This window comes from Psychrobacter namhaensis (assembly GCF_016107545.1).
GTDB lineage: Bacteria > Pseudomonadota > Gammaproteobacteria > Pseudomonadales > Moraxellaceae > Psychrobacter > Psychrobacter namhaensis.
The window spans coordinates 400,715-425,415 of the sequence record NZ_JABASS010000002.1; the positions used below are offsets into that span (position 1 = coordinate 400,715).

Below are 24,701 nucleotides of genomic sequence, written 5' to 3' on the forward strand. Positions count from 1 at the left end.
TTTGGAGCTATTTTTTACTCGTGCACTGCTCACTTTCTATAGTAACGAATATACTATTTTTGATAAGAAGTTATCTATGTGATAGTTGCTGTGCTTCAGTATTAATATGATTATAATTAACTATTATGTGCCATTTAATAAGGCAGCAAACAAACTAATTTTGTAGGTAATAATGGATATATATACATTCATAGTTGAATTGGTTAAGGTATTGGCGTGGCCAGTTACTATTGGAATTGGTTTTATATTTTTACATAAACCATTTATTTCTTTAATTCCGTTTATGCGTAAACTAAAATTTAAAGAACTCGAAATGGAGTTCTCTCAACAGATACAGGCAATGAAGTTAGAGGCTGATATAGAAGAGAATTCAGAGGTGACGTCACCTGCAATGGACATTCTTTCATTCTCTACTAGAGCAGCTGTTATGGAGGCATGGATTGAACTTGAGACTGTGGCTGCAAGTAAAGCAGCGTCGTTTTGGAGCAGTTCAGATACATCTCTATTTAGAAATAATGTAAGGTTAGGTAACTACCTGCATCAATGTAATGTGATTGACGAGAATCAGCTAAAATCTTTCAACGAATTACGAAAGTTAAGAAATGAGCTCGCTCACATAGAAGAAGTTAATCTTACTGATAGTGATGCAAAAGCTTATATAGAAGTTGCAGCCAATTTAGTTCAACATATTAAGCATAATCATTAATTAATTTTGAGAATATATTTAGATTTCGGAATAATATCTATCTTGCCGATACGTCAGATCTATCATATAAATTACTTAAATGCGATCATTTGTCTTGTTATTGAACTGAGATAAAACCATGTCCCTAAAATCCACCTTTAAAGGCTTTCTCGGCGAAACCGTCATCAACGTCGCTATGTGGCTAAAGCTTGAAAAAGATATTTATCACCGACTAAACGGTATTACCTTGCCACGAGCCAATGGCGGCAGTACGCAAATCGATCATATCATCGTCTCCGTATATGGCATCTTTGTCATCGAAACCAAAAACTATAAAGGCTGGATATACGGTAGCGAGAAGCAAAAGCAGTGGACACAGTCCTTTCCAAACGGAAGTAAATTCAAATTCCAAAACCCATTACGCCAAAACTACTTGCACATTAAGACGCTCGCAGATTTACTAGGATTGGAGCTGTGCTACTTTCATTCGATGATTGCTTTCATCGGTGAATGTGAGCTAAAAACCCGTGACGAGTTGCCTGAACATGTATTGACGAGTGGCATGGTGTCTTATGTGAAGAAGAAGCAGGATAAGATACTCACCGAAGACGAGGTTACATCCATCGTTGAACAGGTTGAAAGCAATAAATTTAGCAAGTCGTGGCGCACCAACAGGCAGCACAAAGCCTATCTAAAAGATAAGCATAGCAACTCAAGTAAGCCGCCAAACCAGCCATCAAATCCTAACTCACAGATTAAACCTGCGCCCATACCTGAATCAACACCTAAACCTAGGGAAGTCCTAAAAAGTAGAGAAGTGCCGCGATGGTCTGGTCAAACTGAGGTTGAGCCTAGCGATTTGCCAATTAATAATCTGAATACTCAGCAAATAATGACACCACACAACATGGCTGATAAAGTGTTTCTCACGCCATTTGAGATTGTAGCGTCTAAGCCACAACTGAATGAACCTGTGATACTTGAGGCGACAGACCATACTGCTAAACTCAATCAAACCCCAACCTGCCCGAGATGCAACGGCGCGATGGTCAAACGTGTTGCAAAAAAAGGTCAGCGGCAAGGTCAGAGCTTTTTTGGTTGTAGCCAGTTTCCTAAATGTCGCGGTGTGGTGAACGTTGATTAGATAAAATTACTTAATGCTTTCTCACTGTTTTAACTAATCTGTTTATCACCACCCGAGTTACTTTCACACAGTCAAAAGCTATGTGTTTTATAGCGTTTTATGCAGAAGCCTGCTCATTATAACCATGCTTTTCCTTGATAAGGTCCGCTATTTTTTCAGCGATCATAATGGTTGGCGCATTGGTATTGGCGCTAATGAGTGTCGGCATTACGGAGGCATCGATGACCCGTAATCCGCTAATCCCGCGCACTTTTAGTTCTAAATCGACCACTGAGCTGTCATCTGACCCCATACGGCAAGTGCCTATAGGATGATAGATGGTGTCTGACTTGTTTCGGATATAACCAAGCAGGCCGTCTTTTTCGATATAGGGGGCAGGGTAGTCCTCAGTGATATATTTGGCCATTGGCGACTCTTGCATGATAGCGCGGGTACGTTCAGCACCAGCTACCATGTACTCTACGTCTTTAGGGTGCGATAGGTAGTTTGGATCAATCAAGACGGCCTCTGATGGGTCGGCTGACGCAAGTCTAACGGTACCTCGGCTCTCAGGGCGTAAGTAGCAGGAGTGGCAAGAAACGGCAAAACCACGCCTGAGATCGCGGCCATGTTCGATCACACGCGAGATGACAAAATGAAGCTGGGTATTGGGCCATTCTTTTGGATCATCGCCGACACTGAAGAATGCGCCTGCTTCTGCATAATTGGTAGACAATAAGCCTGTGCCATCCTTCCTCCATTGTCGAATGGCTTTGGTTAAGTTGGTAATCGTTGCCATACCAAGTCCGATGACATCGGTGGTATTGACCTCGTAATCAAAGACCACATCCAAATGATCTTGCAGATTGCCACCGACGTCAGGCGCATCTACCACGACATCGATGCCGTGAGTTTGTAAATGGTCGGCAGGGCCGATACCTGAGAGCATTAGAATCTTGGGCGAACCAAACGCGCCCCCTGCTAAGAGAACTTCATGACGCGCGTTGATGGTGTGTTCTACGCCATCTTTTTCATAGATGACACCAGTCGCTTGTTTGTTTTCAATGATGACACGATTGACTTGCGCGTGAGTAATGACGGTGAGGTTTGAACGGCTTTGGACGGGATGTAAGTAGGCAGCAGCGGCAGAGCAGCGTTCACCTTGTTTTTCTCCATGAAAGTGAGTGACTTGGTATAAGCCTGCGCCGTCTTGCTTTTCGCTATTGAAGTCTGTGTTATGGTCCAAACCGTTGGCAATGGCGGCTTCTACAAATGCTTTTGAGATGTCTCGCGGACTGAGTAAGTCACTAACATGTAGTGGTCCACTATCGCCATGTAAGGCGTCGCTACCGTGGATGTTGTTTTCAGCTTTGATAAAGTACGGTAGCACATCATCAAACCCCCATCCTGTGCAGCCTTGTTCTACCCAGCGTTCATAGTCAAGCGCACTGCCACGGGTATAAATCATGGCGTTGATAGCAGAGGAACCGCCCAAGCACTGGCCACGCGGCTGGAAACCACGACGGTTATTGAGATGAGTTTGGGGCGTGGTGTGAAAACACCAATTGTTCAGTTTAAGCGGTTTGCCCGGAACCAAAAGGATCAGTCCGGCAGGGACACGTACCGCAAGGTCTTTACCATCACCGCCGTATTCTAATAAGCAGACACTGATGTCTGGGTCTTCGGTGAGGCGGCTGGCAAGTACACAGCCTGCAGAGCCACCACCAACGATGACATAATCAAATGTTGAGTCAAGTTCCATTTTATATTCCTTGTAGCATCCATGCTCATGAAAATAGGTACGCTTTACAGTATCTATTATTTTGCTGAAATAATAAAATAAAAATGACTAAGTGGTGTCTATTTGGCAAAAGGTAATGTGATAGAAGCGTGCAGCGACGTTAGGTTGATGAATGGTTTATGCTTTGCTGCACACAAATTTATACCGAACACACTTCTGAGCGCACGATAAACCGTTTGCCCTCAGGTATCTCTAGTGAAAAGCTAGCGCCGCGGCCTTTTACGACATCGATCGTCAGATCGGTATGTTGCCATAGCTTGTACTGGGCTTTGCCCATATAAAACGGACAGCCAACCAGCTCGCCGACCAACACATCTTGAGCGCCGACTTTAAACTCTCCGAGTGGATAGCACATGGGTGAGCTGCCATCGCAGCAGCCTCCTGATTGATGAAACATCAGCTCGCCGTGTTTGGATTTTAGTAGCTCGATTAATGCTTTGCAGGATTCTGTCGCGGTCACTTTCATAATGATTTCCTTATCTTGAAAGAGTGTTTATGTGAGAGAGCGTTCATGTCACTCACCTTTATACTGAGTCACCATATAAAAAGTCGCATCGCCTTCACTCACACCATTTATAGCATGTGATTGAAACCGATACGACCTGTTGTTTATGATCAGACGTGTGAGTCACTAAAGTAGTATCAAGGTGTCACCATGTACGGCTACATACTGTAGACAATGACAATCCGACCCTCGATTTTACCGTCACGCATACGCTGAAAAATGTCATTGATATTTTCTAATGGCTCAGCGGCAACGGTCGCTTTTACTTTGCCTGCGGCGGCCATCTCTAATGACTCTTGTAAGTCCAGACGGGTACCCACGATGGAACCACGAATGGTGATACCGTTCAAAACAGTATCAAAGATGGATACGGGGAAGTCGCCAGCTGGTAGCCCATTACACACTAAAGTGCCACCGCGTCGCAGCATACTCAGTGCTTGGTCAAATGCTTTGGTGGATACAGCTGTCACTAATGCGCCATGAGCACCGCCGATCTCTTCTTGCAAAAACTCACCCGGATCGGTGTTTGTCGCATTAACAGCCACTTTTGCTCCCAGTTTTTTGGCGAACTCAAGCTTCTCGTCATCAACATCGACAGCCGCCACATTGAGACCCATAGCAATAGCGTATTGAACGGCCATATGACCAAGTCCACCGATACCTGAGATCACCACCCAGTCGCCAGGCTTGGTATCGGTCATTTTGAGACCTTTATAGACAGTGACACCTGCACATAAAACGGGTGCAATCTCAATAGAATCGACACTCTCAGGGATAATGCCGACATAGTTGGCATCTGCTAGGACATACTCAGCAAAACTGCCGTTTACCGAGTAACCCGAATTTTCTTGCTGCTCACACAAGGTTTCCCAGCCACCCAAGCAATGAGTACAGTGGCCGCAAGCAGAGTGGAGCCACGGCACACCGACGCGGTCACCTTCTTTGACGTGATCTACATTTTCGCCAACGGCAGTGATAACTCCAACCCCCTCGTGTCCGGGAATAAAGGGAGGCGTCGGTTTCACCGGCCAATCGCCCTTAACTGCATGCAGATCGGTGTGACAGACCCCTGATGCTTGCATTTTGACGACGATTTGACCAGCGCCTGGGGTTGGGATCTCCACTTCTTCAATTTGTAAGGGTTGTCCGAATTCATGTAGCACGGCCGCTTTCATTTTGTTACTCACGTTACCTCTCCTTATCAGTCGCTCTTCAGTGGTAAGTTGTGATGGTCTCAATTAGGCACTTTATGGTGTTGCCATAAAGTGCTTTGAAAAGTCACCCGATTAAAAGAAGCCCATCGCTTTTGGACTATAAGAGACCAGCATGTTTTTGGTTTGTTGATAATGATCGAGCATCATTAAATGGTTTTCGCGGCCGATACCTGACTGCTTGTAACCACCGAAGGCAGCGTGTGATGGATAAACGTGATAACAGTTGGTCCATACGCGGCCTGCTTGAATGCCACGGCCGAAGCGATAGGCCTTGTGCACACTACGTGTCCAAACGCCAGCGCCTAACCCATACAAGGTGTCATTGGCAATTTGCATGGCCTCCTCGTCATCTTTAAAGGTCGTGACAGCAAGTACCGGACCGAAAATCTCTTCTTGGAACACGCGCATGTCATTGGTGCCTTCAAAGATCGTCGGCTGGACATAGTAACCGTCTGATAAGTCGCCGTCGTGCTTGGCCTGATCGCCACCGACTAATACTTTAGCGCCTTCTTTTTTACCGATATCAAGATAAGATAAGATCTTCTCTAGCTGGTCTGAGCTTGCTTGCGCGCCAATCATGGTATCAGTGTCTAATGGATTGCCCATTTTGATGGCTTTGACACGCTCGATACAGCGCTTGATAAACTCATCATAGATGCTTTCATGTACCAGCGCACGCGACGGACAGGTACAGACTTCCCCTTGGTTTAGCGCAAACATCACCAGACCTTCGACTGCTTTATCTAAAAAGTCATCGTCTTCGTCCATCACATCAGCAAAGAAGATGTTGGGACTCTTACCACCCAGCTCTAGGGTTACTGGAATGATGTTTTCACTGGCGTATTGCATAATGAGGCGACCAGTGGTGGTCTCACCCGTAAAGGCAACTTTATTAATGCGAGGATTAGAGGCTAATGGTTTACCCGCTTCAACCCCAAAGCCGTTGACCACGTTTAGGACGCCCTTTGGTAAAATATCAGCGATACCGATGGTCTCTAGCATGAACAGGACAGACGCTGGCGTTTGCTCAGCAGGCTTTAGCACGATACAGTTACCAGCGGCTAGGGCAGGCGCTAGCTTCCAGATGGCCATTAAAATCGGGAAATTCCATGGGATGATTTGACCAACAACGCCAAGGGGTTCGTGAAAATGATAAGCAACCGTGTCTTCATCAATTTGGCTGATGCCGCCTTCTTGGGCGCGAATGGCGCTGGCAAAGTAGCGAAAGTGATCGATGGCTAAAGGAATGTCGGCGGCAAGTGTTTCGCGAACTGCTTTACCATTTTCATAGCATTCGGCAATCGCGATAGCTTCTAGATTGGCTTCCATCTTGTCAGCGATTTTTAGCAGTAAATTGGCGCGTTCAGCAACGCTGGTTTTGCCCCAAGCGTCTTTTGCAGCATGGGCGGCATCTAGGGCTTTTTCGATATCAGCAGGTTTTGAGCGAGCCACTTGGCAAATGGTCTTACCATCAATGGGGCTTGTGTTGTCAAAGTACTCGCCATCGATGGGCGCAACCCACTCACCATTGATGAAGTTGTCATATTTTTGGCGGAATTGGACGGGACTGTTTTCAGTATTGGGATAGGCGTATAACATTAACGACTCCTTGTTGTGTATGATGGTTATTTGATAACAAATAATTGGCCTTCCTAACCAAGTATGACTCTATCGTACTGAGCTTTGGGTTATAGGGATAATGACTTTTTATAATGATATATTTCGTCTCGCATAACTTTATGTTATGTGCAATGTGAGGCTGAAAATGGTTCGCAAAACTGGTGCAGCTGTTATAATCGTTGCCACATACTTTTAGCTGCTATCGTTAAAACATTTATAAATAAACACGTTGTGGCTTTCTTTACTTATATTATTGGTTGGTTTGGATATATGCGTCAATCTTCTGCTCTTGATATCTTAAAAACAGGTCAAAATGTCTTTTTAACTGGTTCAGCAGGTTCAGGGAAGACCTATACGCTCAATCAATACATTGATTATTTGCGGGCGCGACGAGTGCCTGTGGCGGTGACTGCTAGTACGGGTATTGCTGCGACTCATATGAGCGGCACGACCATACATAGTTGGTCGGGAATAGGCATTAAGGATGAGCTCTCAGATCGAGATTTGAGCAATTTATCGCGTAAACAGTTTTTGGCCGACCGACTAAAAGACACCGCTGTACTCATCATCGATGAAATATCGATGCTCCACGCCAAACAGCTCAATTTGGTGAGCCAAGTACTCAAGCATGTACGTAAAAACGACACGGCGTTTGGCGGGATTCAAGTGGTGGTAGCAGGGGACTTTTTTCAGTTACCACCGATTGGCAGCAAGGGCGAGACCAACCGTGAGAAGTTCGCCTTTATGTCAGAAGCTTGGCTCGATGCTAAATTTCACATTTGCTATTTGTCTGAGCAGCACCGACAGGTTAGCGAGGCGGCCAATGGCGGCCTTGATTTAGATGATATCTTGAATCAAATTCGTCGTCAGGAAGTGACTTTTGAGGCGATTGCTGCGCTAGAAGCCACCTTTGATCAAAATGTCGATATCAAGCGTACGCGACTTTATACGCATAACCTTAATGTCAATAAAATCAATGATAAAGAGCTGGCGGCGCTGTCTGGTGAAATGAGGCGCTTTGAGGCAACATCGACTGGTGATAGTAAGCTGGTTGAGACGTTGAAAAAAACCGTACGTACCCAAGATGAGCTGGTTTTGAAAGTTGGCGCTAAGGTGATGTTTATCAAAAACAATACCGAGCTGGGTGTCTCTAACGGCACGATGGGTGAGCTGATAGGCTTTGCCGCCGTTAAGATTGAGGACAGTAAGGATGATAGTGAGGCGTTAATCGAAGATGATGACGGCACTCATCACAACAATGGCGATGATAAAGACACCCCTAAAGATAAAAAAAGCGCTGCCAAAAAAGACGTCGATCAGCCAAAGACCAAAAAATCAACCACACAAAAAATGCCAGTGGTCAGGCTCAATTCGGGGCGCGAGGTCATCGCAGAGCCTGAAGAGTGGATCATCGAAGATGAGACAGGCGAGGTGTTGGCGAGCTATGAGCAAGTACCGCTTTGCCTAGCATGGGCGATTACCATTCATAAGTCACAAGGCATGACACTGGAGGCGGCTGAGATTGACTTGTCGCGTACGTTTGAGCTGGGTCAGGGTTATGTGGCACTATCACGGCTGAAGTCGCTGGCAGGTTTGCAGCTGCTCGGTATGAATGACATGAGCTTGCAACTCGATCCACTGGCACGCGGTGCAGATAAGCGCTTTTTGGTGCTGTCTGCAGAAGCCGATGCCAATTATGCGATGCTCGATGAAGACAGCATGACACAGGCACATGAGAAGTTTATCCTTAAATCGGGTGGGACGCTGAGTAAATCAGTGATTGACGCCTATGCCAATCTACAAAAAAAGCGTCGCGAGCAACAGCAGGCTCAGCTAAATAAAAAACAGAAACTGGGCAATCAAGTTTCTGACAAATCAGACAGCACGCTTTTAGCGACACGGCTGTTATTAGAAGAAAGTTTGAGCATTGCGGAGATATCACAAGCACGGCAACTGTCACAGTCGACCATCATGCGTCATATTGGTGAGCTAAAGTCGCAAGATCCAAGTTTGGCTTGTGATCATTTGCGTCCAGAGGATGAAGTAGTGACAGCAGTGGGCAATGCCTATGTGGCGATTAAGGTCGCTAATAACCCAAATGATTTCAATGACGATGGTAGTGTTAAACTGCGTCCGATATTTGATCATCTCAAGCAGAGCATTGATTACAATACCATTCGCTTGGCCTTGATTTTTATTACGCCATAACGTTTATCCAAGCACAGCAACAAACGATGTTATTGAACCATGTTGTTAGCGCTAGGTTGTCAAAACTAGGTTGTTAAAACCATGGTATCAAGTAACTGTTAGAGCGTATTGAGCGGAAAAGCGCTTAATTTTTATACCCCTTTAGAGCGATCATTTGTTATGCCTGATTTTTCTAGCGCCACTTATCAATTGACCTCTGATCCAGTAGGGACGTCAGCTTTTCATGTGACGGGCGAGCACACACAGCCACTAAGAGTCGCTATTAACGGCTTTGGCCGTATCGGGCGTAACGTATTGCGTGCGCTACTAGAGCGCTTTGAGGTGTTGGGCCGAGCCATTCACGTTGTGGCGATTAATGACTTGGCACCCGCTGATATCCTATTACACCTGTTAAAGTTTGATAGTACCCATGGGCGTTTAAGTCGACTGGGTGTCAGTGCGGATATTGTGGCGATTGGCGCCGATGATGGTAGTAGAAGCCAGCTTTGTCTGACAAAAAACAATTATACGTACTGTATCAATTTGTTCTCAGAACCCAACCCTGCGCAGTTACCGTGGCAGGCACTGGCTGTCGATGTGGTGCTTGAGTGTACGGGGCACTTTCGCTCTTATAAGCAAGCGCATCTGCACATTGAGGCGGGCGCCCAGCAAGTGATTATCGGTGCCGCGCCTTTCGATGATGTCGATGCCTGTATCGTCATGGGCGTGAACACAGAGGCGTTAACGCGTGAGCTGCCGATCATTTCCAGCGTTTCTTGTACCACTCAGGCATTGGTCCCCTTGATCGATACATTAGATAAGGCATTTGGCGTAAAGTCGGCCATGATGACGGAGATTCATGCGGTCACGGCTGATCAAACGGTACTGGATCAAGCGCATCGTGACCCAAGACGCGCGCGTGCTTCTGGTTACAATATTATTCCAACCACATCTAGTAGTATCGCTGCCACAGAGCGTGTGCTGCCAGCGATGATTGGCAAAATAAATGGTCATTCGATACGGGTACCCACTATTGATGTGGCTGCCATTGATGTCACCTTTGTCTTTGATACGTCCAATGTGAGTGTTGCAGAGATTGGCGCGGTCCTTAAGTCTGCCAGTCAAGCGCACCTGTTTGATATTATGGCGTATACCGATGAGCCGTTGGTTTCCAGTGATTTTATCCATCAGACAGAGTCCCTTATTATTGATGGGCAGCAGCTGATGCAAGTTGGGGATCAGTATAAGGTGTTTGCTTGGTATGATAACGAGTGGGGCTATGCCAATAGACTGCTAGATATGTGCTTACACCTCGCTTCAAGTACGCGATAAAGCAGTGATAACAAGGTATTAGAAAATTAATTTAAATTTTTTGAATTATAGGCTTGCATTATAAAATGATATCTATATAATGATGCACCAATGGAGACGTGGCAGAGCGGTTGAATGCACCGGTCTTGAAAACCGACAAGGGTTCATAGCCCTTCGAGAGTTCGAATCTCTCCGTCTCCGCCAAATTCGAAAAACCCCCAATCAGCAATGATTGGGGGTTTTTTATTGTGTCTTCTATATCAACCTCAACGCGCCAAACCACACCTGTTATTTCACTAGCGATTCGCCAAACTTAATTTTTTGACCGTCTTCTAATACGAGTGTTCCTTCAGTAATCTCAATCGTCATATCTTTGGTGTTTCTGATGGCACGCATGACGTTGATATCCTCAATACTACTTTCAATGATTATTTTGCCAGATTGTTCTGGCTTAATAGGCGGATCGAAGTCTGTTAGAGGGACACTAAAGCTTTTACCTTGCTTTAGATGGATGTCTTGCATGGTTAGTGTGCCTTTAAAGCTCTGAATGGCAATATCACCGTGATTTGAGAGCATAAACTGCAACTTTACTTGGTTTAAGCTGTCGCTATCGCTACTTTTAACGGGTAGGAGGGCAACAGGGTACTTTGCGGTTAGGGCGTGCTGGTTTGTGGCGATTGGGCTTTTTTGACCCGTTGGATTATTTGGATGCAAGCGCTCATACTCACGCTGCTGTATGAGGGCTTGCTTGATGGTGGTGCGCGGCATCGCTCCTGATTCATAAGCTTCGCTCAGCTTCATTCTTAGCATATAGCGACTGAGCAGCTGCTGGTCGGATTCAGGCAGTTGCTCTAACGTTGGGCCCAGCTCTTTTTGCCATTGATCCGAGTCGGTCGGTATGGTCTTTTTGCTTGGATCAATTTGTGGCGGCGAGCAGGCAGGAGCGAGCGCTAGCATCGCTAAAGCGCCCGTTAATAACAATACTTTGCTGAAACGTTGATGTAATTCCATCATCGTGCACCTCCTAGTAAACCCTGAATAATACTAATGACTACTTATTTAATATACCGCGTTTATCGATGTATTGTGTTTAATTATGGCTAAATACTGTAGTCAACTTAATCGAGAGACACAGAGATGTGTGTCTTTGTCTTTAACGAAGAAAAACGTAAAGAGACATATAAAGCAGCGGGTTTATAAAAAATCGTGCATGAGGGTGCGTTTACTGTTTTATACACCCACAAAAAAAGACTAAGTGCGCATCGGCATACTTAGTCTTTTTTGTGAGAAGCCCTACGTATTTTGGCTCTAACCCCATCAAATCATATTTTTTAATGTGAGCCTTTTAATAGCCTTTTTACTCGTTGTCTTGCAGCTCTGACAAAGGGTGAGAAATATTATTATTGTGAGTCACGACAATCGCTTCATCGATAATGTGTTGACTGACACCGCGTTTACGCAACGTTTCGATAAAAACCTCATCGTGCGCTAGCGTATAATCCTGATGGTCACGATCAAGACCTTGACGAATGTATAGGCGAATAAGCCCTTGGATACGTTTAAAACCCAACTCTGACGACGTCGTTTCTAATAGCGCAATCATCTCTTCAGACAAACGTACACTGATCGGGCGCATGATTTTTTGCGGATGATCAGAAAATTTATTTTTTACACGTACAGGTATCATAATAAACCATTACTTTTAGTGAGTAGGAGTAAAGCAATCAGACGAAAACTAACCCAATCAAGACTAACCTTACCATACAACAAAAATACCTAAAAGAACACCACGGCCGCGCTAATATTCTCGTCGTTAGACATGACAGTCATTAAAGATAAAAGCTGCGACCATAAAAAAACCTTCATCAAATAGTGATGAAGGTTTTTAGTATATGGCTCTCCAACCTGGGCTCGAACCAGGGACACACGGATTAACAGTCCGTTGCTCTACCAACTGAGCTATTGGAGAATAAGTTGTCATAACAGCAAGTGTTTTAAGCGTTGTACAAGAAGCTTTAAATAAGGATAGCTACTTGGCTTGTTTGCGTTATGTGGGGCACATTTTAGCCAAGTCGGTATGGGCTGTCAACCTTATTATGACATTAATTATAAATATTATCGCAATCTGGCAAAAAGGGCTTATTAGCCCTTGCTATGCGCTCCCTCGGTCAACGGATACGTCCAACATGCTGGCTTATTTATTCAACGACTCACCACCCTTATTGGTTGCTCTGTTTAGCCACCTTGCTCCTCTAAAATTTTAGTACCAGATAGGTCCTTATAAAGCGATATTTGATTGAAAAACGGTTTGTTTTTTGGCCGCTAAAGCCATTTTTATGGTATTTAAACCAAGAAATCATAAACTTACCCTTCACATTACTGAAAACTTTCTATAAAATACCGACCATGTGGTTTCTTTATCATACTTTTTACTATATGCTTCATTTGAGATGGGTAACCTAACTATGAGTCCTACCACTATTGCTTATGGTTATCTTGCCATGGCCATTATTTGTGAGGTGATTGGTACGACCTTTCTCGCAAAGTCAGAGCAGTTTACGCGTTTGGTACCAACCTTAATCATGGGTGTGCTTTATGCCATCTCATTTTACTTATTAACGCAGACGCTCAAGACCATACCGCTTGGTATTGCTTATGCGCTGTGGGGCGGACTGGGCATTGTGCTGACATCGCTCGTTAGCGTGGTGGTGTTTAAGCAAAGCCTCGATGCAGCAGCCGTGGTGGGGATTACGATGATCGTGAGTGGGGTTGTGGTGATGAATTTATTGTCTAAGTCTATGGTGCACTAAGATGGAAATGGAAAATGCTTATAAGCGTAAAAAACAACCAGAAGTCATTCGCCGCGCGCTCCTTGACCAAGCCGCAAGGATAACGTTAGAGCAGGGTTTGTCTAAGGTCACTTTTCAAGCAGTTGCTGATGCAGTAGGGGTGACTAAAGGGGGCGTGATGCATCACTTCGCCACCAAAAATGCGCTGATCCTCGAAGTGTTTAATGACGCTATGGCCAAATTTGAGGCAGAAGTGGATGCAGCAATGGCCAAGGATCCTGTGCGTTATGGCTCTTTTACCCGTGCCTATATCGATGCCACTATTAGCCTAGGCGAGAAGGGACAAAAAGAGTTTGATAATCAGGCAACATTATATGTATTGATGCTAGGCGACAGTGAGATGCGTGAATTGTGGGCGCAGTGGGCAAATGAACAACTGAAAAAACATGAAGCCACTGATAATACCGAAACGTTATGTATGGTGCGTCTGGTCGCTGATGGTATTTGGCTCTCTGATTTTTCAGGCATCAACATATCGGATAAAAAGTCGTTACGTGCTCGTTTGCTACAAATGACGCAGCGTGACTTTGATCAATAAGATGAAAACATGGATAAATAAGTTTAACGCACGGTTTATACAGGCTCGCTAAGACAACCGTCAAAAACATGAACGGCATACTTAGTCAGTAAATATCCCATAAATTTTATCCCAATACTTAAGTAATGACGAATTCATTGGTTTGCGCGATTCATTCTTAACAGCGCGGCCAATCGTCGTAAGGAGAACCTATGACAGATTCAAAAAACGTAACAGACATCATTGATTTAGAAAAAGTGCAAACCGCCTATATCAACGGCCGTTATTTGGCTGTCGATGAGTCACTGTCCACCTTTGAAGACATTAATCCGGCGACGGGCGAGGTATTGGCAACCATTCAGCAAACCACCCATGAGCAGATTAATGAGGCGGTACAAGCCGCACAGCAAGGTCAAAAAATTTGGGCTGCTATGACGCCCGTTGAGCGTAGCCGTATTTTACTGAACGCAGTTGACATACTACGCGCGCGCAATGATGTGCTGGCGTTACTGGAAACCAAAGACACAGGCAAAGCGCTCTCTGAGACGAAATATGTGGATATCGTTACGGGTGCTGATGTGGTGGAGTACTATGCAGGGCTTGCGCCAATGATTGAGGGTCGCCAGATTCCGCTGCGTGACAGCAGTTTTGTTTATACGCGCCGCGAGCCGCTGGGCGTGGTGGCAGGCATTGGCGCATGGAACTATCCCATCCAGATCGCTATGTGGAAGGCCGCTCCAGCCTTGGCCGCGGGTAATGCGATGATTTTTAAGCCATCAGAAGTCACGCCTTTAACCGCACTAAAACTGGCAGAAATCTTGACAGAAGCGGGACTGCCAAATGGCGTTTTCAACGTGGTACAAGGTAATTATGAAGTGGGCGAAGCACTCACTCAGCATCCTGATATTGCCAAAGTATCGTTTACGGGCGGCGTACCGACGGGTAAAAAAGTCATGTCGAGTGCAGCAACATCGTCTCTTAAAGACGTGACGCTCGAGCTTGGTGGTAAGTCCCCGTTGATTATATTTGATGATGCAGACATCGATACCGCCGCTGACATCGCGATGATGGCCAACTTCTATAGCAGCGGTCAAGTATGTACCAATGGTACGCGAGTGTTTATCCCTAAAGCGTTACAAGCCAAATTTGAGCAAGCCATCTTGACGCGTGTCGAGCGTATTAAGCTTGGCGATCCGATGGACGAAAGCGTCAATATGGGCCCATTGGTCAGTTTTTCGCATATGGAAAGAGTGCTTGGCTATATTGAGCAAGGCAAAGCCAGTGGCGCACGTTTGCTCACGGGCGGTGAGCGTGTCACGACAGACTCACTTGCAAAAGGCGCATTTGTGGCGCCGACTGTCTTTACAGATTGCCATGATGATATGTCCATCGTACGCGAGGAAATCTTTGGTCCTGTGATGTCAATACTGACGTATGAGACCGAAGCAGAGGTGATCCGCCGCGCCAATGATACTGAGTATGGGTTGGCGGCTGGGGTGGTGACTGCTGATTTAACAAGAGCGCACCGAGTCATTGCACAAATCGAAGCGGGTATCTGCTGGTTGAACACGTGGGGTGAGTCAGCCGCACAAATGCCAGTCGGCGGTTATAAGCATTCGGGTATTGGCCGTGAAAATGGCATTGAAGCCCTTGAGCATTACACTCAAACCAAGTCTATCCAAGTAGAATTGGGGACGTTTGAGTCGGTATTTTAATCGTTGGTATTGAGAAAAAAATAAGGCAGTAAGGTTGATTATTTTTTATTCGACCTTGCTGATACTAAACGATTGACGTTTTTTTCAATATTACGGAGCATGTTATGACATCAAATACCCTGGAATATGACTATATTATTGTCGGTGCAGGCTCAGCAGGTAATGTGCTGTCCACACGTTTAACCGAAGATGCCAATATTAAGGTGTTGCTGTTAGAAGCAGGCCGTCCTGATTACCGATTGGATTTTCGTACCCAAATGCCCGCCGCGCTTGCGATGCCTTTGCAAGGGACTACTTATAATTGGGGTTATAAAACAGATCCTGAACCGTACATGAATAACCGTGTTATGGACTGTGGTCGCGGCAAAGGGCTTGGTGGCTCATCGCTGATCAATGGGATGTGTTATATCCGTGGTAATGCGTTAGATTTTGATGATTGGGCCAAACTAGACGGTTTATCGGATTGGACGTATTTGGACTGCTTGCCTTATTTTAAAAAATCAGAAAACCGTGACATTGGCGAAAATGACTATCATGGCGCGGGTGGTCCTGTTGAGATGACCACGTCAAAGCCTGGGGTGAACCCACTGTTTCAAGCCATGATCGAAGCGGGCGTGCAAGCGGGCTATCCGCGCACCGAAGACTTGAACGGCTATCAGCAAGAAGGCTTTGGTCCGATGGATCGCTTTGTCACGCCCAACGGTCGCCGCGCATCGACGGCTCGTGGTTATCTCGATCGTGCCAAACCTCGTAGCAATATCACGATTTTGACCGGCGCGCTGACTGATGTGATCTTATTCGATGGCAAGCGTGCTGTCGGCGTGAAAGTAGAACACGAAGGTCAGAGTAAAAACTTCTATGCGTCTCGTGAAGTGATTGTCTCCTCTGGTGCAATTGCCTCACCGCAATTATTGCAACGCTCAGGTGTTGGTCCTGGACAGTGGCTCAAAGATTTGGGCGTGACTGAAGTGCTGGATCTGCCAGGCGTAGGCAATAACCTCCAAGATCATTTGGAGTTGTACATGCAGTATGAGTGTAAGCTACCGGTCTCAATTGCGCCTGCTAATAAGTGGTGGAATAAGCCCGCGATTGGGGCCGAGTGGTTGTTCAATGGTACAGGGCTGGGCGCGTCTAACCAATTTGAGGGTGGCGGCTTTATCCGTACCGATGAGAAGTTTACACATCCTAATATTCAGTATCATTTCTTGCCGCTTGCGGTTCGTTATGATGGTCGAAGTGCCAGTGATTCTCATAGCTTTCAGGCGCATGTTGGCTCATTGCGTTCACCCAGTCGCGGCCGTGTAAAGCTGACCTCAAAAGATCCAAAAGCCCATCCTAGTATCCTATTTAACTACATGTCTCATGAGCAAGACTGGCAAGAGTTTCGAGCCGCCATGCGTATCACTCGCGAGATTATGCATCAGCCGGCGCTTGACCCTTACCGTGGCCGTGCTATATCACCAAGCGAAGATTTAGTGACCGATCAGCAGCTAGACGACTATGTGCGCGAACATGGTGAGACCGCCTACCACCCCTCTTGTACGTGTGCGATGGGCGAAGGGAATGATGCGGTGGTGAATGGTGAAGGTCTGGTACACGGTATCGATGGCCTGCGTGTCGTCGATGCGTCAATTATGCCAAATATCATCAGTGGCAATCTCAACGCGACCACCATTATGCTCGCAGAAAAAATCGCCGATAAGATGCGCGGCGTACAGCTACCACGCTCGACGGCAGACTACTATGTGGCTAATGGTGCGCCGCTGCGATCTGAGCCGATGCGCGATTACAGTCTTATTGTATAAGCTGCTGCCAAACGACTAACCAAATAACCATGTAAGAGCATGTCACAAAAAAGACCTTTCTAAGTAAAGGTCTTTTTCATCAACGATACCGTATTGACGTTATCGTTGTGTTTGTATCTGTTGTGAACTCCATAACAACGTTTCATTTATTGGTACTGCTTTGTGCGTCATGCGGTTGTGAAGTTATCACGGACAAAGCACTATCAGACCCTGTTTAATTTACCTATTGAGGTCTTTTATGTACAGTTCGCCATCCGTTGATGCGACGAAACCCCTAAGCTTAAATAAGACGGTGTTCTTAGGCTCAGCCATTATTTCTATATTGTTAATAATCTGGACGATTGCTTTTCCAGATTATAGTGAGGCATTACTCAGCTCAAGCATGGCATGGGTTTCAGCCAGCTTTGGCTGGTATTACATGTTGGTGGTTGCCGCTTATAGCATCTTTGCGCTCTTTGTTGGCTTTTCTAAATATGGTGACATCAAACTTGGTCAAGATCATGAAAAAGCCCAGTTTCCCTTTCTAGCCTGGGCGGCCATGCTGTTTTCGGCTGGTATCGGTATTGATCTATTGTTTTTTGGTGCCTCTGAACCTTTGATGCATTATCTAACCCCGCATACGGGACTTGAGCCTGCCAGTGCAGAAGCCATGCGTCAGGCGCTTGCTCAGACTTTTTTACATTGGGGTCTGCATGGTTGGGGTATTTATGCACTGATTGGTATGGCTCTGGCGTATTTCGCTTACCGCAAAAACATGCCGCTGGCGCTACGGTCGCCATTGACCCCGATATTTGGCGAGCGTCTAATCAAGGGCTGGCTTGGTGATAGTATTGATACCTTTGGCGTTGTATGTACGTTGATGGGTATTGCCACCAGCTTGGGTATTGGGGTTTTGCAGGCCAATGCTGGACTGACCCACGTGTTCGGTATTGAGTCTAGCAAAATGGTTCAGACGCTCATTATCGTGGGTGTCGTTGCCGCTGCTGCTATTTCTGCGATGACGGGTGTTGAAAAAGGCGTACGCCGTCTCTCTGAATTCAATATGCTGTCGTCGATCCTACTATTGCTTGCCATATTAGTCATGGGTAACACGGTTTATCTGTTGAATACCTTTACCCAAAATATTGGACAATACTTCCAAACGATCGTTGCAAAAACGTTTGATGTGTATGCTTATGATGGCACAGCGGGTGCTGACTGGAAGTCCGCGTGGACGATATTTTTCTGGGCGTGGTGGGTTGCTTGGGCACCGTTTGTAGGCTTGTTTATTGCCCGTATCAGCCGTGGTCGTACCTTGCGTGAGTTTGTATTTGGTGTGATGTTTATTCCACTGGGCTTTATCTTTGCATGGTTCTCTATCTTTGGTAATTCAGCGATAGATTTAGTGGCCAATGGTGCAACCGAGCTTGGTGAAATCGCGGTCAATGACGCGGCGATGGGCATGTTTGCCTTGTTTGAGTATTTTCCTTACAGTAACGTGTTGTCATTTGCAGGCGTCGTTATCGGCTTAGTATTCTTTGTGACCTCTGCGGATTCAGGCGCTTTGGTATTGGCAAATCTGAGCTCAAGAGGGATGACCAATGATACCGATGCACCCGTTTGGTTGCGTTTGTTTTGGGCGGCAGCAACAGGTCTTATCACGTTAGGCTTATTGTTTGCTGGTGGTTTTGCCTCCTTACAATCAGTGTCTGTGATTGCCGGCTTGCCATTCTCCCTTATCCTTGTGCTCTATATGATGTCAATGTGGAAGTCGCTAAAAGAAGAAGGCAACAAACGCAAAGCCAGTACGATTGGTACAGCCAATGTACTCGACAGCGGTAAAGGCTGGAAAGCACGCTTGCAACGCATTGTCAGCTTCCCCAGTCATGCACAGGTCGAAAGATTTTTGCACAATGTCGTCATGCCAGCGATGACTGAGGTCGACAAAGAGTTCACAGCAGGTGGTCTTAAAACTTCTCTAGATATCCGCAACCTTGCCAGTATTGGTGAAGATATCAATGCTGGTATAGATCAAGATAATGGTCAGATAGATGGCGTAAAACTGCGCGTCGGGCATGGTGATGAAGACGACTTTGTGTATGAGGTGAATTTAATCAAAGCAGAGCGTCCTAATTTTACGTTAAACACATCAACCAAGCATGCAGAGTATTATTATCGTGCTGAGGTGTTCTTAAGTGAAGGCTCGCAAGAGTACGATTTGGTTGGCTATACCAAAGAGCAAGTACTGGTCGATATCTTAAACCAGTATGAGCGCCACTTGCAGTATTTACATCTTGAGCGTTAACTCTCTGCTTCGTTGAGTTATAAATGTATGTACAGTAGGTTTAAGTATTATTTATAAATAACAACCCCATAAGCTACTTTTGGCTTATGGGGTTTATTTTTGAGAACGGATGAAAGGAATATGAAGTAAAATAGAAAGAGGCAGTCAATACACGTCAAAGACATAAGCCAATCAAAGGTAAGAGCTAAGGACGAACCTGTGACCACATTAAAGTACATCGCTCATTACTCAGAGCAAATTCAAACTCAAGCCGCACTGCTAATGAGTGATGGTAGACTGGGGGCGTATCTCGAAAACAAATATCCCAATCAGCACCAATTGCAGAGTGACAAAGCACTTTATCAGTACATCAATGAGATAAAAAACCAATACATGCGCAACATTGGACCATTATCAAATGTCAGTTACAGTAGCAAATTAAAAGTTCTCAAACACGCCTTAGGCATGCACACGACGCAATCTCGAGTACAGGGCAGTAAGCTTAAATCGCATAACAGCATCACGGTGGCCAGCTTATTCAAAGAAGCGCCGCCTGAGTTTTTACGCATGATTGTCGTCCATGAATTGGCGCACTTTAAAGAGCACGAGCACAATAAAGCTTTTTATCAGTTGTGCTGTCATATGGAGCCTGACTATCATCAGTTCGAGCTAGATACGCGCTTGTGGCTGCACTGGCAAGAACGATGATTTGACTAACTAACTGGCTGGCTATGCTGCTTAAGCTGGCTTTTGAGCCAACGATAAAAAAGCGCCTTGCGATAGTCAATCATGCTACGCTTGCGTGTTATAAAGTCCTTATGAATAAAAAGTACTTATGAATAAACAGTGGCTTAGCCCATACACACACTGTCATCATCTCACCAAACATAATCTCATTAAACATAGAGAAAAAAATGATTAATACCAAGATATACAAGGCCATTTATACCTTAGCGGAAGAGTTATTAGAAGCTGACCGCAAAGGCAATCAAGCGGCATTTGATGCGTTTTATGCCGAACTCAAAGCCCTTTGTATCGACAACGAAAACACTGATAAAGATCATCCAGAGCAGTGGGAGACGCTTGCGGACTTTACGGCAGATTTGGACGAGGCGTTAGTCATTTATGAAAAAGCGCTCGCAAAAGCCACGGCCATTAATTCAAAAGACCACCTGTCCTCGATTGCTTTTTCTATGGCAGTCCTACAAATCGAGATGGATGACACAGAGGCGGCTATCAAAAACTTACAAGATGCCAAAATCAGTGCCAATAAGATTGAAGATAAAGAATTTAAAGTTGAGATAGATGAGCTGCTTGCTAAATTGTTGGCTAAGTAAATGGCTGACTCAGAAAAATCGCTATGATTGTCCAATGTTACACCCCAAAGTGATAGCCAATATAGTTATCCAATAGGATAGTTGATGAACGACTCCTCCAAGCCGCCGCCATTTCGTAATAAGAATACATGGCTCATTCCTTTTATTTGCCTATTGGTTGGCGGTGCCCTGATAGGTATTTCTACCAATTTAGCAAAATATGCAGGAGAAGTAGGAGTGACGCCACTTGCTTTTCTCTTTTGGTCGATCACGGGCGCTGCCGTCATTTTATGGGTCATTGCATTTATAAGGCAGGAGCTGCCTCCTTTAAGTGCCCGTAGCTTTGAGTATTATTTTGTTGCCGCCCTGATCAGTGTTGCAGGTTCCAATTTATTGCTGTTTTCCGCTATACCGCATGTTGGGGCAGGTTTTGTCGCCCTTATTATCTCGCTGCCTCCTTTGCTTACCTATCTTGGCGCCCTAACGCTGAGGATGGAGCGGTTTAGTATTATCCGAGCTTTGGGTGTGGCAGCTGCGCTGATGGGGGCAGGGGTGCTGGCCATACGTAAGTTTACAGCACCTGATGCCAGTATTTTTTGGATTGTGATAGCCCTATGCGGCCCTGTGCTGTTGGCCATTGGCAATATATACCGTACGTTACGTTGGCCTGATAAAGCGTCTCCTAGTGCCCTTGCTCCAGGCATGTTAATGGCGGCTGCCCTGTTGCTGCTCATCTTTAGTGCATTGCCCAATTTTTCAGTCACCGTACCGATCAAGGAGTGGCTGCCGCTGGGGGTGATTACTATCCAAGCAGGCGTGTTTGCTGGTCAGTTTTTACTGCTGTTTGTCCTCCAAAAGACAGGTGGACCAGTCTTATTAAGTTTATTGGGCTCGGTCGGGGCAGTCGTTGGTGTGCCTGTTGCTATTTTTTTACAAGGCGAGAGTCCGCCAGCCGGTTTATTTTTAGGAGCCTCACTGATCGCCCTTGGCGTGGCGCTAGTGACATGGGGCGGGGTAAAAATGTCGTCTGAAAATAGCTAAAATTCAGGATGTCAGGTGAGAGACCCATATAATTTTTATACGATTGTGACAGTTTTCATCCTGTTTTATGAATAATGGAGGGTCTCAGCCGTTTAATAATTGGTTACGACTGTCTAACGCCACTTTTTGTGAATGGTAAAAAAAGGGAGTACAATTGTCGCGGTTAATTTCATCGTGGATTAAGTCTATGAATGCAGCCAAACATTATCGATTGTTAAATAATATTACGATTACCATTAGCTTTATTGGGGTGGCCGTTGCTTTACTAGATAGTGGCTTTACCTTACCAACATGGCTACAACAAGTCTTTCATATTTTTTATTTGGCTATTATTTTTTTGGGCTTCGTTTTGACGGCAGGCCGCTATCTCTACACCAAAAAACCGCTCACTTTAAATAAGGTAGCGGTTTTTGATTTTTTTACTAGTATCGCCATTGTTATTTTATTGGTGGCGCATTTCACGGACTTAGTGCGCTTAGGTCTATCTGGCCCTGTTGATGGTTTCGTTGCCATAAAGATTGCGGTGTTTGTTACCTTTATTCGTGAGATTTCTGATCACGACTTTAATCTCAAACGCACCTTTTTAAACCCTGCGCAGTTTTTTATCTTAAGCTTTTTATCAGTGGTATTGGTTGGCGCATTATTACTGATGATGCCCAATGCAACAACGCAGCCGTTGTCCTTTGTCGATGCGCTCTTTACGGCGACTAGTGCCGTTTGTGTAACGGGGCTTATCGTGGTAGACACCGCGACGTATTTCACGACGTTTGGGCAAGTCATTATCATGGGGCTGATTCAAATTGGTGGCTTAGGTATTTTGACGTTTGTGACTTACTTTAGTTACTTCTTTAAGGGCGGTGTCAGTTATGAGACCCAAGCAAGTATCAGTGAGATGTCCTACATGCGCGGTATGGGTAATGTGGTGTCGACGCTCAAGTCTATCTTATATGTGACATTTGCCGTTGAGGCGGTAGCGGCGGCACTCATTTATATCAGTATTTATGACATACCTGACATGGACTTATCTGAGCAGCTGTTTTTTTCTGTTTTTCACGCCATATCTGCGTTCTGTAATGCGGGGTTCTCTACTCTTAGCGCGGGGCTGTACGATGACTCCCTACGCTTTAATTATCCGTTGCAGCTGATTATTGCCACGACCTTTATCTTTGGCGGCATGGGTTTTACCATTGTCGTTAATGTGCTGCGTTATTTGCGTTACCTTGGTGAGCGGCTGATATCTCGCCGCAGTGATCAGCGCTGTGCCTATCAACCTTGGTTACTGAACATCAATAGCCGTATTACGTTAATTACGACAGGTGTTTTATTACTGATCGGTCTTATTGGTGTGATGATGTTTGAGTACAACAATGTGCTTGCTGATCACACTAGCTTTTTTGGCAAATTAGTGACAGGTTTCTTTACGGCTGCTACCCCCAGAACGGCTGGATTTAATACGATTGATATGGGTGATTTGGCGTTTCCAACGATTATGTTGACGATATTTTTGATGTGGATTGGGGCTTCGCCAAACTCCACAGGTGGGGGTATCAAGACCAGTACCTTCGCTATCGCTCTGTTAAATACCTTAAGCTTGGCCCGTGGGCAGACCAAGGTGGAGGTGTTTAAACGCCAGATCGCTGAAATCTCGATTCGCCGCGCGTTTTCTATTATGTGGTTGTCACTACTGGTCATCGGTACGGGTGTGACGCTCATCAGTTACGACCAACCAGAGCTTGATCTCATCAAAGTGGTGTTTGAATGTTTCTCAGCCTATAGCACGGTGGGGCTAAGTTTGAACTTGACGGCCGAGCTATCAGATTTTAGTAAGATGGTGGTTTCTGTCATCATGTTCGTTGGGCGCGTGAGTATGCTGACTATCTTTATTGCGCTGCTCAAAAACAGTCGCCAGCGCAATTATCGCTATCCGACAGAAGAGATTACCATTAACTAAGTCGTTGTAAATAGGCTATCTGAAACTGGCTATTAAGAAAGAGTTTAAAAAACGATTAAAAAGGTAAAAGGTCATGAAATATATTATCGTAGGATTAGGAAATTTTGGCTCCTCTCTTGGGATGGCATTGACCCGTCAAGGTCATGAAGTGATTGCCATTGACAATAGCATGCAAAAGGTCGAGGCCTATAAAGAGGTGATTTCTCACACCATCTGTATGGATGCCACAGATGAACACACTGTTAATGGTTTACCGATTAGCAATACCGATATTGTCATCGTGGCCATTGGTGAGGACCAAGGCGAAAATGTCATGGCAACGGCGCTATTTAAAACCTTAAAAGCAAAGCGTTTGATTAGTCGGAGCATTAATCCCCTGCATGAAAAAGTACTACAAGCTATCGGTGTGGATGACATTATTCATCCGGAAAAAGAAGCCGCCAAACGCTGGGCAAAAAGACTGTCGCTACGTTACTTCGTAGATTCGTTTGAGCTAAGCGATCATTTCAGTATGGTGGAGATTAGTATTCCAGTCGCTTTGATTGGTCAAACGGTCGATGACTTACAGTTGGAGCAAAAGTTTAATATTCGATTGCTTAGTACCCTGCGCTATGAGTATTATGAAGACAGCTTTGGGCGGACGCAAACCAAACCTAGCATTCAAGGTTTGGCGACGCCTGAGCAAGTATTGAAAGATAAAGATATCCTCATCATCTATGGCGCGAATAAGCATATCAACCAGTTTCTGCGTAGTGTCGGGATAAAAGTTAAGTAAAGTTTTGTAATGGCAGTGACATG

20 protein-coding genes and 2 tRNA genes are annotated in these 24,701 nt (G+C 45.3%); 15 read left to right on the forward strand and 7 right to left on the reverse strand.

Annotated elements, in window-relative coordinates; all coding sequences use genetic code 11:
• Positions 1–172: 172 nt before the first annotated feature.
• Positions 173–706 (forward strand): hypothetical protein, encoded by a 534-nt coding sequence (locus JFC06_RS03645; RefSeq protein WP_198334005.1) that lies wholly within the window; start codon positions 173–175, stop codon positions 704–706.
• A gap of 118 nt (positions 707–824) precedes the next feature.
• Positions 825–1,829 (forward strand): nuclease-related domain-containing protein, encoded by a 1,005-nt coding sequence (locus JFC06_RS03650; RefSeq protein WP_198334006.1) that lies wholly within the window; start codon positions 825–827, stop codon positions 1,827–1,829.
• A 97-nt stretch (positions 1,830–1,926) separates the two neighbouring features.
• On the opposite strand, the gene JFC06_RS03655 is transcribed toward JFC06_RS03650, so the two are convergent.
• The 4 genes from JFC06_RS03655 to exaC form a co-directional block, all read right to left on the reverse strand.
• Positions 1,927–3,570 (reverse strand): GMC family oxidoreductase, encoded by a 1,644-nt coding sequence (locus tag JFC06_RS03655; protein ID WP_198334007.1) that lies wholly within the window; start codon positions 3,568–3,570, stop codon positions 1,927–1,929.
• A 178-nt stretch (positions 3,571–3,748) separates the two neighbouring features.
• Complete coding sequence (locus tag JFC06_RS03660; protein ID WP_193004896.1) at positions 3,749–4,075, reverse strand: DUF779 domain-containing protein; 327 nt, start codon at positions 4,073–4,075, stop codon at positions 3,749–3,751.
• A 197-nt stretch (positions 4,076–4,272) separates the two neighbouring features.
• Complete coding sequence (gene adhP, locus JFC06_RS03665; RefSeq protein ID WP_198334008.1) at positions 4,273–5,301, reverse strand: alcohol dehydrogenase AdhP; 1,029 nt, start codon at positions 5,299–5,301, stop codon at positions 4,273–4,275.
• Between the two features lie 99 nt (positions 5,302–5,400).
• A complete protein-coding gene (gene exaC, locus JFC06_RS03670) occupies positions 5,401–6,927 on the reverse strand; it encodes an acetaldehyde dehydrogenase ExaC (protein WP_198334009.1) in 1,527 nt (508 codons plus the stop codon).
• 291 nt (positions 6,928–7,218) lie between these two features.
• Between exaC and JFC06_RS03675 the strand changes: the two genes are divergently transcribed.
• The 3 genes from JFC06_RS03675 to JFC06_RS03685 all read left to right on the forward strand — a co-directional run bounded on the left by JFC06_RS03675 (position 7,219) and on the right by JFC06_RS03685 (position 10,650).
• Positions 7,219–9,156 carry an AAA family ATPase gene (locus tag JFC06_RS03675; protein ID WP_198334010.1) on the forward strand — a complete coding sequence of 646 codons (1,938 nt, stop codon included), beginning with the start codon at positions 7,219–7,221 and terminating at the stop codon, positions 9,154–9,156.
• Positions 9,157–9,315: 159 nt separating this feature from the next.
• Positions 9,316–10,467, forward strand: a complete 1,152-nt coding sequence (locus JFC06_RS03680) for a type I glyceraldehyde-3-phosphate dehydrogenase (protein WP_227670145.1) — start codon at positions 9,316–9,318, stop codon at positions 10,465–10,467.
• 92 nt (positions 10,468–10,559) lie between these two features.
• A tRNA-Ser gene (locus JFC06_RS03685) sits at positions 10,560–10,650 on the forward strand.
• A gap of 84 nt (positions 10,651–10,734) precedes the next feature.
• On the opposite strand, the gene JFC06_RS03690 is transcribed toward JFC06_RS03685, so the two are convergent.
• From JFC06_RS03690 to JFC06_RS03700, 3 genes are all read right to left on the reverse strand, one after another.
• The gene (locus tag JFC06_RS03690; RefSeq protein ID WP_227670146.1) at positions 10,735–11,460 is read right to left on the reverse strand and encodes a hypothetical protein; all 726 of its coding nucleotides are present in this window, start codon (positions 11,458–11,460) and stop codon (positions 10,735–10,737) included.
• A 343-nt stretch (positions 11,461–11,803) separates the two neighbouring features.
• Positions 11,804–12,133 carry a CopG family transcriptional regulator gene (locus tag JFC06_RS03695; protein ID WP_193004900.1) on the reverse strand — a complete coding sequence of 110 codons (330 nt, stop codon included), beginning with the start codon at positions 12,131–12,133 and terminating at the stop codon, positions 11,804–11,806.
• A 206-nt stretch (positions 12,134–12,339) separates the two neighbouring features.
• A tRNA-Asn gene (locus JFC06_RS03700) sits at positions 12,340–12,415 on the reverse strand.
• Positions 12,416–12,911: 496 nt separating this feature from the next.
• On the opposite strand from JFC06_RS03700, the gene JFC06_RS03705 reads away from it, so the two are divergent.
• From JFC06_RS03705 to JFC06_RS03750, 10 genes are all read left to right on the forward strand, one after another.
• Positions 12,912–13,256, forward strand: a complete 345-nt coding sequence (locus JFC06_RS03705; protein WP_193004901.1) for a DMT family transporter — start codon at positions 12,912–12,914, stop codon at positions 13,254–13,256.
• Between the two features lies 1 nt (position 13,257).
• Positions 13,258–13,833: a TetR/AcrR family transcriptional regulator gene (locus tag JFC06_RS03710; RefSeq protein WP_193004902.1), complete on the forward strand. Its 576-nt coding sequence runs from the start codon at positions 13,258–13,260 to the stop codon at positions 13,831–13,833.
• Positions 13,834–14,024: 191 nt separating this feature from the next.
• Entirely contained in the window at positions 14,025–15,527 is a 1,503-nt protein-coding gene (betB, locus tag JFC06_RS03715; protein WP_198334011.1) for a betaine-aldehyde dehydrogenase, read from the forward strand.
• 104 nt (positions 15,528–15,631) lie between these two features.
• Positions 15,632–17,332, forward strand: a complete 1,701-nt coding sequence (betA, locus tag JFC06_RS03720) for a choline dehydrogenase (RefSeq protein WP_198334012.1) — start codon at positions 15,632–15,634, stop codon at positions 17,330–17,332.
• A gap of 238 nt (positions 17,333–17,570) precedes the next feature.
• Positions 17,571–19,616 carry a choline BCCT transporter BetT gene (gene betT, locus JFC06_RS03725; RefSeq protein ID WP_198334013.1) on the forward strand — a complete coding sequence of 682 codons (2,046 nt, stop codon included), beginning with the start codon at positions 17,571–17,573 and terminating at the stop codon, positions 19,614–19,616.
• Between the two features lie 198 nt (positions 19,617–19,814).
• The gene (locus JFC06_RS03730; protein WP_193004906.1) at positions 19,815–20,303 is read left to right on the forward strand and encodes a M48 metallopeptidase family protein; all 489 of its coding nucleotides are present in this window, start codon (positions 19,815–19,817) and stop codon (positions 20,301–20,303) included.
• 206 nt (positions 20,304–20,509) lie between these two features.
• Positions 20,510–20,932 (forward strand): tetratricopeptide repeat protein, encoded by a 423-nt coding sequence (locus tag JFC06_RS03735; protein WP_198334014.1) that lies wholly within the window; start codon positions 20,510–20,512, stop codon positions 20,930–20,932.
• 84 nt (positions 20,933–21,016) lie between these two features.
• The gene (locus tag JFC06_RS03740; protein ID WP_198334015.1) at positions 21,017–21,952 is read left to right on the forward strand and encodes a DMT family transporter; all 936 of its coding nucleotides are present in this window, start codon (positions 21,017–21,019) and stop codon (positions 21,950–21,952) included.
• Between the two features lie 187 nt (positions 21,953–22,139).
• Complete coding sequence (locus JFC06_RS03745) at positions 22,140–23,903, forward strand: TrkH family potassium uptake protein (RefSeq protein WP_198334016.1); 1,764 nt, start codon at positions 22,140–22,142, stop codon at positions 23,901–23,903.
• A gap of 73 nt (positions 23,904–23,976) precedes the next feature.
• Positions 23,977–24,678 (forward strand): potassium channel family protein, encoded by a 702-nt coding sequence (locus JFC06_RS03750; RefSeq protein WP_193004910.1) that lies wholly within the window; start codon positions 23,977–23,979, stop codon positions 24,676–24,678.
• The last annotated feature ends 23 nt before the right edge of the window (positions 24,679–24,701 follow it).